Source organism: Streptomyces gilvus (assembly GCF_022513565.1).
Taxonomy (GTDB): Bacteria; Actinomycetota; Actinomycetes; order Streptomycetales; family Streptomycetaceae; genus Streptomyces; species Streptomyces gilvus.
The window spans coordinates 78,862-92,143 of sequence record NZ_JAKWBE010000024.1 but is presented as its reverse complement, the minus strand read 5'-3'; the positions used below and the strand labels follow the sequence as shown (position 1 = coordinate 92,143).

At 70.7% G+C, this 13,282-nt stretch carries 11 protein-coding genes and 2 tRNA genes; 10 read left to right on the top strand and 3 right to left on the bottom strand.

The features are described from left to right. Positions 1-18: 18 nt before the first annotated feature. The 5 genes from nadD to MKW14_RS29875 all read left to right on the top strand — a co-directional run bounded on the left by nadD (position 19) and on the right by MKW14_RS29875 (position 3,795). The gene (gene nadD / locus MKW14_RS29895; RefSeq protein WP_240867686.1) at positions 19-705 is read left to right on the top strand and encodes a nicotinate-nucleotide adenylyltransferase; all 687 of its coding nucleotides are present in this window, start codon (positions 19-21) and stop codon (positions 703-705) included. 16 nt (positions 706-721) lie between these two features. Beyond that, a complete protein-coding gene (locus MKW14_RS29890) occupies positions 722-2,428 on the top strand; it encodes an LCP family protein (RefSeq protein WP_240867683.1) in 1,707 nt (568 codons plus the stop codon). A gap of 101 nt (positions 2,429-2,529) precedes the next feature. Then, positions 2,530-2,973: a ribosome silencing factor gene (gene rsfS, locus MKW14_RS29885; protein WP_208783010.1), complete on the top strand. Its 444-nt coding sequence runs from the start codon at positions 2,530-2,532 to the stop codon at positions 2,971-2,973. Beyond that, positions 2,973-3,644 (top strand): histidine phosphatase family protein, encoded by a 672-nt coding sequence (locus tag MKW14_RS29880; protein WP_240867680.1) that lies wholly within the window; start codon positions 2,973-2,975, stop codon positions 3,642-3,644. The genes rsfS and MKW14_RS29880 overlap by 1 nt, the downstream gene beginning before the upstream one ends. 78 nt (positions 3,645-3,722) lie before the next feature. Beyond that, a tRNA-Ala gene (locus MKW14_RS29875) sits at positions 3,723-3,795 on the top strand. 19 nt (positions 3,796-3,814) lie between these two features. Here MKW14_RS29875 and MKW14_RS29870 read toward each other — a convergent pair. Next, positions 3,815-4,681 (bottom strand): helix-turn-helix transcriptional regulator, encoded by an 867-nt coding sequence (locus MKW14_RS29870; protein ID WP_240867678.1) that lies wholly within the window; start codon positions 4,679-4,681, stop codon positions 3,815-3,817. A 239-nt stretch (positions 4,682-4,920) separates the two neighbouring features. Here MKW14_RS29870 and MKW14_RS29865 point away from each other — a divergent pair, with 239 nt between their 5' ends. From MKW14_RS29865 to MKW14_RS29850, 4 genes are all read left to right on the top strand, one after another. After that, positions 4,921-6,285 carry an MFS transporter gene (locus MKW14_RS29865; RefSeq protein ID WP_240867758.1) on the top strand — a complete coding sequence of 455 codons (1,365 nt, stop codon included), beginning with the start codon at positions 4,921-4,923 and terminating at the stop codon, positions 6,283-6,285. A 69-nt stretch (positions 6,286-6,354) separates the two neighbouring features. Next, positions 6,355-6,528, top strand: coding sequence for a hypothetical protein (locus MKW14_RS29860; protein ID WP_133041029.1), 174 nt, complete (start codon positions 6,355-6,357; stop codon positions 6,526-6,528). 3 nt (positions 6,529-6,531) lie between these two features. After that, entirely contained in the window at positions 6,532-6,765 is a 234-nt protein-coding gene (locus MKW14_RS29855; protein ID WP_003976229.1) for a hypothetical protein, read from the top strand. Positions 6,766-6,869: 104 nt separating this feature from the next. Further along, positions 6,870-6,942 (top strand) — tRNA-Ala (locus MKW14_RS29850). 117 nt (positions 6,943-7,059) lie between these two features. Here MKW14_RS29850 and MKW14_RS29845 read toward each other — a convergent pair. Both MKW14_RS29845 and MKW14_RS29840 read right to left on the bottom strand, forming a co-directional pair. Further along, on the bottom strand, positions 7,060-8,676 hold the full coding sequence (locus MKW14_RS29845) for an NADH-quinone oxidoreductase subunit NuoF family protein (RefSeq protein ID WP_240867675.1): 1,617 nt from the start codon (positions 8,674-8,676) through the stop codon (positions 7,060-7,062). Then, on the bottom strand, positions 8,673-9,989 hold the full coding sequence (locus MKW14_RS29840) for a cytochrome b/b6 domain-containing protein (RefSeq protein WP_240867671.1): 1,317 nt from the start codon (positions 9,987-9,989) through the stop codon (positions 8,673-8,675). Before MKW14_RS29840 ends, MKW14_RS29845 begins: the two co-directional genes overlap by 4 nt. Before the next feature lie 419 nt (positions 9,990-10,408). On the opposite strand from MKW14_RS29840, the gene leuS reads away from it, so the two are divergent. Further along, the gene (gene leuS / locus MKW14_RS29835) at positions 10,409-13,282 is read left to right on the top strand and encodes a leucine--tRNA ligase (protein WP_240867667.1); all 2,874 of its coding nucleotides are present in this window, start codon (positions 10,409-10,411) and stop codon (positions 13,280-13,282) included.

Here is a 13,282-nt window from a genome sequence, read left to right as displayed (position 1 = left end):
CCGGTAGGGTCTGCACGCATGGGAGAGCAGGACATGCCTACCGGTCCGGCGAAGGACACGTCGAGCGGCACCGCGACCCGGCGGCTGAGCGGACCGGGCAACGGACCGTCGAACCCCGGCAAGCGCCGCCTCGGGGTCATGGGCGGAACGTTCGACCCGATCCACCACGGGCACCTCGTGGCGGCCAGTGAGGTCGCCGCGCAGTTCCACCTGGACGAGGTGGTGTTCGTCCCCACCGGCCAGCCCTGGCAGAAGAGCCACCGCACGGTCTCCCCGGCCGAGGACCGCTATCTGATGACGGTCATCGCCACCGCCGAGAACCCGCAGTTCTCGGTGAGCCGCATCGACATCGACCGCGGCGGCCCGACCTACACCGTGGACACCCTGCGCGACCTGCGGGCCCTCAACCCCGACACCGACCTGTTCTTCATCACCGGCGCCGACGCCCTCGGCCAGATCCTCACCTGGCGCGACTCGGAGGAACTGTTCTCCCTCGCGCACTTCATCGGCTGCACCCGCCCCGGCCACCACCTCACCGACCACGGCCTCCCGGAGGGCGGCGTCTCGCTGGTGGAGGTTCCCGCGCTGGCCATCTCCTCCACGGACTGCCGTGCGAGAGTCGCCAAGGGCGACCCCATCTGGTACATGGTGCCGGACGGCGTCGTGCGCTACATCGACAAGCGCGAGCTGTACCGCGGCGAGTGAACCGAGAGGGGCACCGGTGAACGACCGATACGACGCGGGCTACGGCGGCGACCAGGACAACCAGTACGAGCTCGTGGGCTACGACGAGTACGGCCGGCCCGTGTACCAGCAGGTCGCCCCGCAGCAGGCGCCCCAGCAGCCCTACGACCCGTACGCGCAGCAACAGGACTACGGCTACGACCCGTACGCCACCGGCCCGCAGCAGCAGCCCCCCGCGTACGACCCCTACGGCACCGGCCGGCAGCCGTACGCCCCGTCCTACGACCCGTACGGCGCCGGTACGGCCCAACCGGCCGCGCCCGCCGCCCCGTACGACCCCTACGGGCACAGCGCGAGGAGCGGGCAGCAGCCGCGGGTCGCCGAGCAGACCGCCCACGTCCCGCAGCAGGCCGGTCCCGCGGAACCCGAACGGGACGACACCGAGGACTCCGCCAGGGCCGAACGGGACTACCGCACCGAGCAGTTCGCCTTCGTCGAGCAGCCCGACGGTGACTCCGAGGACGTCATCGACTGGCTGAACTTCACCGAGAACCGCACCGAGCGCCGCGAGGAGGCCAAGCGCCGCGCCCGCAGCCGGCTCGTCGCCCTCGTGGTGGTCCTGGCCCTGGTCGCGGTCGGCGGCGTCGGCTACCTCTGGTACGCCGGGAAGCTGCCCGGGCTGTCCGATTCCGGCGCCAAGAAGGGCACCGCGACGGCAGCGGGCGCCCAGAACCGTGACGTGATCGTCGTCCACCTGCACGACACCGCGAAGGGCGGCACCTCCACGGCGCTGCTCGTCGACAACACCACCACCAAGCAGGGCACCACCGTGCTGCTGCCCAACTCCCTCTCCCTGACGGACGACACGGGCAACGCGACCACGCTCGCCAAGTCCGTCGAGGACGACGGCTCCTCCGGCACCCGCGACGCCCTCGACACGGTCCTGGGCACCAACATCGAGGGCACCTGGCGGCTCGACACGCCCTATCTGCAGAACCTGGTCGACCTCGTCGGCAACATCGACATCGACACCAATGCGGACGTGCCCGACCCGAGCGCCAAGAAGAAGGGCAGCACACCCCTCGTCCACCGGGGCAAGGACCAGACCCTCAGCGGCAGGATGGCCGTCGCCTACGCCACCTACCGCGCCTCCGGGGAGGCCGAGAACGCCCAGCTGGAGCGGTTCGGCCAGGTCATGCAGGGCGTGCTGCGCAAGATGTCCTCCGACCCGACGGGCGCCACGACGACCGTCCAGACCCTCGCGCAGATCCTCGACCCGTCGCTGACCGAAAAGGACCTCGGCGCCTTCCTCGCCAAGCTCGCCGACCTCGCCAAGGAGGGCGACTACAAGACCGCCCTGCTGCCCGTGCAGAACGACGGCACGCTCAGCGCCCAGGCGAGCGCCAGTGTGGTCAAGGACGTCCTCGGCGGCACCGCCAAGAGCCCCGACCAGGGCTCCGCCGTCCGGGTCTCCGTGCAGAACGCCAGCGGCGTGAAGGACAACACCGAGAAGACCCGTGTGACGCTCGTCAACGGCGGCTTCACCTTCATCGACGGCGGCACCTCCGCCACCGCCGCCACGTCCAAGGTCGTCTACTCCGACGCCGCCGACAAGGACAACGCCACCGAGGTCGCCAAGACCCTGGGACTGCCCCCCAGCTCCGTGACCAAGGGCCAGGCCGGCGCGAACGCCGACGTCTCGGTGGTCCTCGGCAAGGACTACAAGCCGTCGTCGGCCTCCTAGTGACCGGGCGGGCGCCCCACGTGATCCTTTAATCACGTGGGGTGCGCCCGGCGGTCCGTGAGACCCTTGGTGTCAAGTGACCGCCGACCGAAAGCCACGTAGTGACCGCCACTGACCGCTCCATCGAACTCATCCACACCGCCGCCCAGGCGGCCGCCGACAAGCTCGCGCACGACGTCATCGCCTACGACGTCAGCGACGTCCTGTCGATCACGGACGCCTTCCTGCTGGCCTCCGCGCCCAACGACCGCCAGGTCAAGTCGATCGTCGACGAGATCGAGGAGCGGCTGCAGAAGGAACTCGGCGCCAAGCCGGTGCGCCGCGAGGGCGACCGCGAGGCCCGCTGGGTGCTGCTCGACTACGTCGACATCGTCGTCCACGTCCAGCACAGCGAGGAGCGTGTCTTCTACGCTCTGGAGCGGCTGTGGAAGGACTGCCCCGAGCTGGAGCTGCCCGCCGACGCCAAGGCCACCCGCGGCAAGGGCGAGGAGCACGCCAAGCTGCAGGCTGCCGAGGAGGCGGCCGACCTCGGCGGTGAGTGGTGATGAGCGCCACCGGTGAGGTGTCCGCCGGCCGTCCAGGCCGGGGCCGCCGCGTCATCCTGTGGCGCCACGGCCAGACCTCGTGGAACGTGGAGCGCCGCTTCCAGGGCAGCACGGACGTGCCGCTGACCGAGTCCGGGCTGGCCCAGGCCCGCCGGGCCGCCCGGCTGCTCGTCGCCCTCGCCCCGGACGCGATCGTCGCCTCCGACCTCCAGCGCGCGGCGCACACGGCGGCCGAGCTCGCCGCGCTCACCGGCCTGGACGTCACCCACGACGAGGGCCTGCGCGAGACCTACGCGGGCGTCTGGCAGGGGCTCACGCACGAGGAGATCATCGAGCGGTACGGCGAGCAGTACGCCGCGTGGAAGCGCGGTGAGCCGGTCCGCCGGGGCGGCGGCGAGCTGGAGACGGAGGTGGCCGACCGGGCCGCCCCCGTGGTGCTCCGGCACGCCGAGAAGCTCCCCGACGACGGCACGCTGGTCGTGGTCAGCCACGGCGGGACGATCCGCACCACCATCGGCCGCCTGCTCGGTCTGGAGTCCCACCACTGGGAGAGCCTCGGCGGTCTCTCCAACTGCAGCTGGTCGGTCCTGGGCGAGGGCGCCCGCGGCTGGCGGTTGCTCGAGCACAACGCAGGCACCCTGCCGGAACCGGTGCTCGGCGACGACGACTGAGCGGATTTCACTTTCCGGCAGGTCGCAGGCTAAAGTTCTTCTTGTTCGCCCCGCCGAGCGGGAAGAACAAGGGAACACGGGGCTATAGCTCAGTTGGTAGAGCGCCTGCATGGCATGCAGGAGGTCAGGAGTTCAATTCTCCTTAGCTCCACACCTTGATCCCGCCTCCGTCAGGAGGCGGGATTTTTCATGGGCCACAGCCGCCCGCTGCGCTCCCGGAGCAGCCCCACCTTCGCCCGCGCTTCCTCGTCCTCCGGCGTGTAGACCACGATGCGGCACTCCGGCATCCCGTCGATCTGCAGCGACTGCGAGGCCATCCGCAGTTCGCCCACCGCCTCATGACGGAACGTCTTCACGCGCGGCCCCGGAGGTATCACCTCGCCGCTCGCCCACAGCCGCGCGAAGTACGGGCTGGCCTCCGACAGTCCGCTGATGAACCCCTCCCAGGCCGGCTCGCCCACATGGCGGCCGTACCAGGACCGCAGGGTCGCCACCATCAGCGGCAGCTCGCGGTCGCGGTACACCACCGGGCAGGCCTCCTCGGGAAGCGTGAACAGCGTCCACAGCACGTTCGGTACGCCGATCCGGACCGTTTCCGGCACCAGGAACAGGGCGCGGTAGGCGGCGTTGGTGGCCAGGACGTCGTACCGCGAGCTGTAGACCACCGCCATGAGCGGGTCGAGGGCGTCGATGATGTTCTGCACCTCCGGGCCGACGGACCGCGTCAACCGCTCCGGGACCGGTTCGAAGGGCACCTCCGCGAGCCGGTACAGATGCTCCCGCTCGGGCGGGTCCAGCCGCAGGGTGCGCGCCACCGCGTCCAGGACCTGCGCGGAGGCGTTGATCGGGCGGCCCTGCTCCAGCCAGGTGTACCAGGTCACGCCGACGCCGGAGAGCTGGGCGACCTCCTCGCGGCGCAGGCCCGGGGTGCGGCGCCGGAACCCCGGGGGCATGCCGACGTCCGCCGGAGTCACCCGGGCCCGCCTCGTGCGCAGGAAGGCGGCCAGCTCCGGCCGCCTGCGATGTGTCGTCGTCATCGTCACGTCCCCCGTCACGTCCCCGTCGTACATCCATCCTCAATGCCGGGCTTGTCCGCTGCCAGGTGCTGTCAGTACCAGCATCGGCGGGCTCTCGGCACCCGTATCGAAGTCTCGTCAGGCTCGACGGCATGACGACGACCACGCCCGGGACGGGGCCGGGTTCCGTATCGGTTCCACGCCCCGCACCCAGTAAAGCCCCCGCCACTGACAACCGGTCCCGGCAGCTGCTCGCGCTGGTGCTCGCCGCACAGTTCATGGCCCTGCTCGACGTGTTCATCGTGAACGTCGCGGCCCCCACCATCGGCACCGAACTCCACGCCTCCGGCTCCGACTTGCAACTCGTCGTCGCCGGCTACGCCATCACGTACTCGGTGCTGCTGATCACCGGCGCCCGACTCGGCGACCGGCTGGGGCACGGCCGGGTCCATCTCGCCGGGCTCGCCCTGTTCACCGCCGCCTCGCTGGCGTGCGGACTGGCCCGGGGGGCGACCGAACTCATCGTGTTCCGGCTGGTGCAGGGCGCCGGATCGGCCGTGATGATCCCGCAGGTGCTCAGCCTGATCCAGCGCACCTTCACCGGCGAGGCCCGGGCCCGGGCGCTCGGCGCCTACTCGGCCGTCATCGCCGTCGGCGCCGCCGCCGGCCAGGTCGTCGGCGGACTCCTGGTCAGCGCCGACCTGTTCGGCACGAGCTGGCGGCCGGTGTTCCTGGTGAACGTGCCCGTGGGCCTGGTCCTGCTGGCGGTCGGAAGCCGGGTCCTGCCGGCCAGGGAGGCGGCCGCACCGGAGCGGGCGCGCGGCCTCGACCTGCCGGGTCTGCTGCTGCTCGGCGCGGCCGTGTCGCTGTTCGCGGTGCCGCTGGTGCTCGGCCAGGAGCAGGGCTGGCCGCTGTGGTCCTGGCTCTCCCTGGCCTGCGCGGTGCTCCTCTTCGCGCTGTTCAGCCGGTACGAGTCCGGCCTGGCCCGGCGCGGCGGCGCCCCGCTCATCGCCCCACGGGTGCTGCGGCAGCCCGGCATGGGCCTGGCGGTGTTCCGCATCCTGGCGGTCATGGCCGTCAACGGCGGCTTCCTGTTCGCGCTCACCCTGCACGTCCAGGGCGGCCTCGGCTACAGCGCCCTGCGCGCGGGCCTCGGCTTCGCGCCGACGGCGGTCGTCTTCGGCGTCGTGGGACTGACCTGGCGCTCCTGGCCCGCCTCCTGGCAGCGGCTGCTGACCCCGGCCGGGTTCGGACTGACCGCCCTGTCCATGATCGGCGTGGGCCTGCTGCTGAAGGGCGGCGGCGACGGCGGGGCGGCGCTGTACCTGGCGTACGCCGGTGTCGGCGTGGGCATCGCGCTCGGCTTCAGCCCGACCCTGACCCGTGCGCTGGCCACGGTCCGGCCGGAGGACGCGGCGGACGCCAGCGGCCTGCTCGCCACGGTCGCACAGCTGGGACAGCTGACCGGAGTCGCCGCGTTCGGCACACTGTTCTTGAACCGGCTTGAGTCACTTGGGGCCCCGGGGGCGTATACCTCTGCGGAGGCGCTTCTGGCGTGCATGTTCGCGCTGGCCGGTACGGCCGCGGCGGGTGCCGTGTCCGGACTGGTACTGAGGCGTCGCTGACCGTATCGGTCCGGCCGTGGCAGAATCAAACGGCCGGAAGGGGGCGCGGCCCGACGGGAGGGAGCAGTGATGCCTGCGAGCATCCTCGAGGAGGACGGCCACCTCCTCGAAGCGGCGTCGACACGGGACACGGTCACCCGCCTGAGCTGCCCTTCCTGTGGTTCCGCCCACGTCGCGCAGGTTCTCGGCGACAACGGCGGGATCTCCTACGTGTGCACGGCCTGCGGCCACAGCTGGAGCTGATCGATGGGTGCACACAGGCGGAAGTGCGACTGGTGCGGCAGTGGTACGCCCATCGTCCGCGACATGGAACCGGTCAACCCCGATTACCAGTACTGGTGCGAGGAATGCGCGCGGGCGCTGATCATAAAGGGCGACCCGATCGAGACCTACCGCGAGCTGGAGGGCGAGCCGATCTACGGCCGGCTTCTGGAGGAGCACTGCACGCTCAAGCGGTTCTACTCGTTCGTGACGGCCTGACGCGCCTCCCGCGCGCGGGAGGCGGGCAAACGATTTGGTGTTCCACCCGGTCGACCGTGTAATGTTGGCGTCGCCGCCGGGGAAACCGGGCGGAAACACCGCACGGGGCTATAGCTCAGTTGGTAGAGCGCCTGCATGGCATGCAGGAGGTCAGGAGTTCAATTCTCCTTAGCTCCACAGCAGATCCCGCCGGATCATCACGATCCGGCGGGATCTTTTCTGCGTTCAGGGGGAGTTGGACGTTCAACGCAAGGGCCGCCCGGTTCGGGCGGCCCTTCGACGTGTGCGTGCGGCTCAGCGGCCCAGGGCGCGCCGTCCGCGGCCCTGGGAGAGCACCGGCAGGTTGCGGGCGGGGGCGCGGTCGCGGGGCGCCTCCTCCTCGATGCGCAGGGCGAGCGCCGGGCAGCGGCGCACCGCGCGTACCGCCTTGGCCTCCGCGTAGCGCGGCACCTGCGCCTGGGCGACGGTGGGGAAGCCGTCGGCGCCCAGTTCGAAGACCTCCGGGAGGATGTCCGCGCACAGCCCGTGGCCCCGGCACAGCGTCCAGTCGACGTAGATCTTCTGGCGGCTGGCACCGTTGTCCGCAGGGGCCTCCGCGCCGCCCGGGATGCCCATAGGCATCTTGCCGCCCTCGAAGAGCGGCAGAACGCCCTCCACGGGCCGTCCGCAGCCGTTTCCGAGGACATGGGCGGCCAGGTCGTCGGTGAACGCCTTGATGGTCGACTCCAGGAACATCGCGGAGCCGTCCGGGTGCGAGCACGCGCCGCGCCGCTTGACGTTCTTGGCGACCTGCTTGAGGGCCTCCAGGGCGGCCGGACCGCCGCCGTTGATGATGTCCTCCATGCCGCGCGCGGCGGCCGGCAGACCGAGGTAGCAGGGACCGCACTGGCCCGCGCTCTCCTCGGCCAGCCACTGCGCCACCCGCAGCGACTCGCCGAGCGGGCAGGTCTCCTGACTGATCGGCAGGATCGCGCCGGCGCCCAGCGCACCGCCCACCGCGTCCAGGGAGTTGCGGGAGATGACCGCCTCGTTGACGGTCGCCGCGTCGATCCACTTGCCGTGGTAACCGCCGGTCAGCACGCCCTGCGGGACCGGCGGGGCGCCGGCCAGCTGCAGCACGTAGCGCAGCGGCACGCCCGTGGGGACCTCGATCACCATGGGGCGGGCGACCGCGCCGGAGACGGTGAGCATGACGGTGCCCGGCTCGTCGTACAGGCCGGTGTTGCCGTAGCGCTCGGGGCCGATGCGGGCGGCGATGGCCAGCTGGGCGAAGGTCTCGGCGTTCGACAGCAGCGTGGGCGCGCCGCCGACGCCGTTCTGCGAGGCGCTGACCTTGCGGCCGGGGGGGATCGCCGGGCCGCCGTCGATCGAACGGATCAGCGACGCGGCCGCGCCGGTGACCATGCGGACCGGGTTGCGCTGGACGAACGCCTTGAGGGCCGAGCGGCGGCTGTTGCTCAGGCCGCGTTCGGCGAGGGCGGCCTCCATGGAGCGCTGGGTGGACTCCCGGGTGACGCCGATCACGAGCGTGCGGGCGCCCAGGGCCTCGGCGCACAGCAGGGCGCCGTCCAGGATGAGGTGCGGGGCACGGTTGATGAGCACCGTGTCCTTGCGGCAGGCCGGCTCGTCCTCGCTGCCGTTGACGACCACGACGGGCCGCACACCGCGCTTGATCGCCGATTCGGCGACCGAGCGCAGCTTCTTGTGGAAGGGGAAGCCCGCGCCGCCGCGGCCCTTCAGGCTGATGTTCTCGGCGAGCTTGGCGAGTGCCTCGCCGCCGAGGGGGTCGAGCGGCCCGTGCACCTTGAGGTGCATGGGCAGATCGAGTCTTTCGACAAGGTCGAAGCCCGACGTGAGCTGCGGAAGACCGACCACGCGGACTTCTGGAACGTCGGGCAGGGCCTCGTTCACCTATAGCCTCCGGAAGGCGTGTTCCAAGGTTCGCCCGAACCCGATGCGTCGAACGACTCACCGGGGGGTTGATTGGCGGGACCGCTGTTGTACGTGTCGTTCGGGTTGTACGTCCCGTAGAGGTTGTTTGTCTCACCGGTGTCGTACACATCACTGTTTCGGTACGCCGCGGTGCCCGAATTGCCATAGGCCGGGATGTTGTATCCGGTGTCCTGCATCGGGTCGTAGGCCGACGGGGGCGCCTCGCCGACCGGTGGCGGCGTGGGGACCGGCCAGGTGCCCGAAGTGCTGCCGCCGTTGTCCACGCGCGGGATGCCTCCCGTGCCCTGCATGTCCATGGGCAGGTCCATGCGGGCCGTCTGGTCGGCTCCGTAGGGCTGCTGGTCCCGCTGCTGGGGCGTGACGGCGCGGTAGGCGGCCGCGAAGCCGCCGGTGGAGTCCGGGGTCATGGTGCGCGAGGAGCCGGTGTCGTAGAAGCCGGCCGTGGCGGGGGAGGGCGCCGGGTCCATGGGTGCCTGGCGCGGCGCGCGGTCGTAGCCCGGCAGCGCGGAGGAGGTCTCGGCCACGCGCGCGCGGCTGGACTCGAGGTCGTCGCGGAGCGACATCGGCTCGTTGCCGAGCATCATGGCGAGCCGGTCGGCGACCTTGCGCTTGAACGGGCGCGGGGCCGCGCGCAGGGCGAGGGCCGCGGCCACGGCGACCACGCACAGCTCGTACGACACCATGAAGAACGTCTTCGCGGGGCGCCCCGCGTACAGGCCGTGGATCAGGGCCGCGCACCAGGACGGGTAGGCCAGCATGTGCATGGCACGCCAGCGGGCGGCGACCGGCGCGGGGGAGGCGAACTGGTTGCGCAGGGCGCCGGTGACGCCGACGAAGATCATCAGGTAGGCGGCCAGGGAGCCCATGCCGATGAGCGTGGCGCTGCCGGGGTTCGCGCCGCCGCCGGTGAACACCATGCCGAAGGGGATCAGGGCCGCGACCCAGCCGGCGTGGTCCAGTGCGATCTTGACGCCGATGTGGACGATCAGGAACGCGATGGACGCGACGGCGGTCACCCGGTGGATGCCCTGCGCCACGATCCGCTGGCGGATGTTGAGGATGAGCCGGTCCTGGGCGACCAGGCCCCAGATCACCGAGCAGGTGAGCAGGACGAGCGACAGCACGCCCGCACCGAAGTTCAAGAACTGCTGCAGCCAGTCGCCGCCGGCCAGCACGACTATGGGTATGAGCAGCAGGACGGCAGCCGTCGCCACCCCGTAGGCCGACCGGCCTGGCTTGGGGAGCGAGCTGTTACTACGACGAGGGTTCATGGGGGCAACTCCGAGCAGTTTCGGGAAAGCGGTCCCGCTGCCGAACTCTAAGTGGCGCCATACCGATCGGTACGAGGTTTGAGTTATTGCGCTGTTACCTAAGGACAACGCAGTCGTTGTGATGTCCGGATGTCGGGCGTTACGCGAAGTAACTTTGACCGTGATTCAGTTGTGGCACCGGGCGTGGGCCAGGTGCCAAGGACCCATACGGAAGCGCGTCGCATCGTGCTCAAGCGCTGCGGTACCCTAACGCCATGCGTGCCGTACGCCTTCTGCTTGGCGGGCCGCGCTGATCAGTCCCGACCACCGGGCGGACCGGAAGGTCGGAATCGGCGCGGCGTCCCCTCCTGTGCGAGGGGATTTTTCGTTTCCGGCAACGAGCAGCCGCTGGCAGAGACGACCGATGGAGCTTGAGGATCATGAGCGAGACGAACCCCGCTGCCACCGCCGAGGTGGTCGCGCCGCACCGCTACACGGCCGCCATGGCGGCCGAGATCGAGGCACGCTGGCAGGACTTCTGGGACGCCGAGGGCACGTACGCGGCGCCGAACCCCGAGGGTGACCTGGCCGGCGACCCGGAGGCCGTCGCCCGCCCCAAGAAGTTCATCATGGACATGTTCCCGTACCCCTCCGGTGCGGGCCTGCACGTCGGCCACCCCCTGGGCTACATCGCCACCGACGTCTTCGCGCGCTTCCAGCGCATGACGGGCCACAACGTCCTGCACACCCTGGGCTTCGACGCCTTCGGCCTGCCCGCCGAGCAGTACGCGGTGCAGACGGGCACGCACCCGCGTGTCTCCACCGAGGCCAACATCGAGAACATGAAGGTCCAGCTGCGCCGGCTGGGCCTGGGCCACGACAAGCGCCGGTCGTTCGCCACGATCGACCCGGAGTACTACAAGTGGACCCAGTGGATCTTCCTGCAGATCTTCAACTCCTGGTACGACGACGAGGCGGACCGGGCCCGTCCGATCTCCGAGCTGATCGCCCAGTTCGAGACCGGTGAGCGCGTCGTACCGGGCCACACGCGCGCGTGGCACGAGCTGAGCGCCACGGAGCGTGCCGACGTCCTGGGCGACTTCCGGCTGGCCTACGCCTCCGACGCGCCGGTCAACTGGTGCCCGGGCCTGGGCACCGTCCTGGCCAACGAGGAGGTCACCGCCGACGGCCGCTCCGAGCGCGGCAACTTCCCCGTCTTCAAGGCCAAGCTGCGCCAGTGGAACATGCGCATCACCGCCTACGCCGACCGGCTGCTGCGGGACCTGGAGGCGCTGGACTGGCCCGAGGCGATCAAGCTGCAGCAGCGCAACTGGATCGGCCGCTCCGAGGGCGCCCGCGTCGACTTCCCGATCGACGGCGAGCGCATCACGGTCTTCACCACCCGCCCGGACACCCTGTTCGGCGCGTCCTACATGGTGCTGGCGCCGGAGCACCCGCTGGTCGAGAAGTTCACCCCGGCCGCCTGGCCGGAGGGCACCCACGAGGTGTGGACCGGCGGTCACGCCACGCCCGCCGAGGCCGTCGCCGCCTACCGCGCGCAGGCCGCCTCCAAGTCCGACGTGGAGCGGCAGGCCGAGGCCAAGGACAAGACCGGTGTCTTCATCGGCGCCTACGCGACCAACCCGGTCAACGGCGAGCAGGTCCCGGTGTTCATCGCCGACTACGTGCTGATGGGCTACGGCACCGGCGCGATCATGGCCGTCCCGGCGGGCGACCAGCGCGACTTCGAGTTCGCGCGCGCCTTCGAGCTGCCGATCGTCTGCATCGTCGAGCCCACCGACGGGCGCGGCACCGACACCTCGACGTGGGAGGACGCCTTCGCCTCCTACGACGCGAAGATCATCAACTCCTCCAACGACGACATCTCCCTGGACGGCTTGCCGGTCGCCGAGGCCAAGGCGCGCATCACCGAGTGGCTGGAGCGCAAGGGCATCGGCGAGGGGACGGTCAACTTCCGGCTGCGCGACTGGCTGTTCAGCCGCCAGCGCTACTGGGGCGAGCCCTTCCCGATCGTCTACGACGAGGACGGCGTCGCGCACGCCCTGCCCGAGTCGATGCTGCCGCTGGAGCTGCCCGAGGTCGAGGACTACAGCCCGCGCACCTTCGACCCGGACGACGCCGACACCCAGCCCGAGACCCCGCTGTCGCGGAACCAGGACTGGGTCAACGTCACCCTGGACCTGGGCGACGGGCCGAAGAAGTACCGCCGTGAGACCAACACCATGCCCAACTGGGCCGGCTCCTGCTGGTACGAACTGCGCTACCTGGACCCGCACAACACCGAGCAGCTGGTCGACCCGGAGATCGAGCGGTACTGGATGGGCCCGCGCGCGGGCATGCCGCACGGCGGCGTCGACCTGTACGTCGGCGGCGCCGAGCACGCGGTGCTGCACCTGCTGTACGCCCGCTTCTGGTCCAAGGTGCTGTACGACCTGGGGCACGTCTCCTCCGCGGAGCCGTTCCACAAGCTGTTCAACCAGGGCATGATCCAGGCCTACGTCTACCGCGACAGCCGGGGCATCGCCGTACCGGCCGCCGAGGTGGAGGAGCGCGACGGCGCCTACTACCACCAGGGCGAGAAGGTCACCCGCCTGCTGGGCAAGATGGGCAAGTCCCTGAAGAACGCGGTGACCCCGGACGAGATCGCCGCCGAGTACGGCGCCGACACCCTGCGCCTGTACGAGATGGCGATGGGCCCGCTGGACGTCTCCCGGCCGTGGGACACACGCGCGGTGGTCGGCCAGTTCCGGCTGCTGCAGCGGCTGTGGCGCAACATCGTCGACGAGGCGAGCGGTGAGGTCACCGTCTTGGACGCCGAGCCCGACGAGGACACGCTGCGCGCCCTGCACAAGGCGATCGACGGAGTGCGCCAGGACCTGGAGGGCCTGCGCTTCAACACCGCCATCGCCAAGATCACGGAGCTGAACAACCACCTGACCAAGGCGGGCGGCACCCTGCCGCGCTCGGTCGCCGAGCCGCTGGTGCTGCTGATCGCGCCGCTGGCCCCGCACATCGCCGAGGAGCTGTGGCGCAGGCTGGGCCACACCGACTCGGTCGTCCACCGGGACTTCCCGGTCGCCGACCCGCGGTACGTCGTCGACGAGGCCGTGACCTGCGTCGTGCAGATCAGGGGCAAGGTCAAGGCACGCCTGGAGGTCCCGCCGTCCATCTCCGCCGAGGAGCTGGAGAAGGTGGCGCTGGCCGACGAGAAGGTCGTCGCCGCACTGGAGGGCGCCGGGATCCGCAAGGTCATCGTGCGTGAGCCGAAGCTGGTGAACATCGTTCCGGCGTAG

What these genes read in the sequence shown, in the direction of transcription:
- MKW14_RS29880 (WP_240867680.1), top strand. Translation starts at nt 2,973, where the DNA reads ATGAGCGCCACCGGTGAGGTGTCCGCCGGCCGTCCAGGCCGGGGCCGC.
- nadD (WP_240867686.1), top strand. Translation starts at nt 19, where the DNA reads ATGGGAGAGCAGGACATGCCTACCGGTCCGGCGAAGGACACGTCGAGC.
- MKW14_RS29840 (WP_240867671.1), bottom strand. Translation starts at nt 9,989, where the DNA reads ATGAACCCTCGTCGTAGTAACAGCTCGCTCCCCAAGCCAGGCCGGTCG.
- MKW14_RS29855 (WP_003976229.1), top strand. Translation starts at nt 6,532, where the DNA reads ATGGGTGCACACAGGCGGAAGTGCGACTGGTGCGGCAGTGGTACGCCC.
- leuS (WP_240867667.1), top strand. Translation starts at nt 10,409, where the DNA reads ATGAGCGAGACGAACCCCGCTGCCACCGCCGAGGTGGTCGCGCCGCAC.
- MKW14_RS29860 (WP_133041029.1), top strand. Translation starts at nt 6,355, where the DNA reads ATGCCTGCGAGCATCCTCGAGGAGGACGGCCACCTCCTCGAAGCGGCG.
- MKW14_RS29870 (WP_240867678.1), bottom strand. Translation starts at nt 4,681, where the DNA reads ATGACGACGACACATCGCAGGCGGCCGGAGCTGGCCGCCTTCCTGCGC.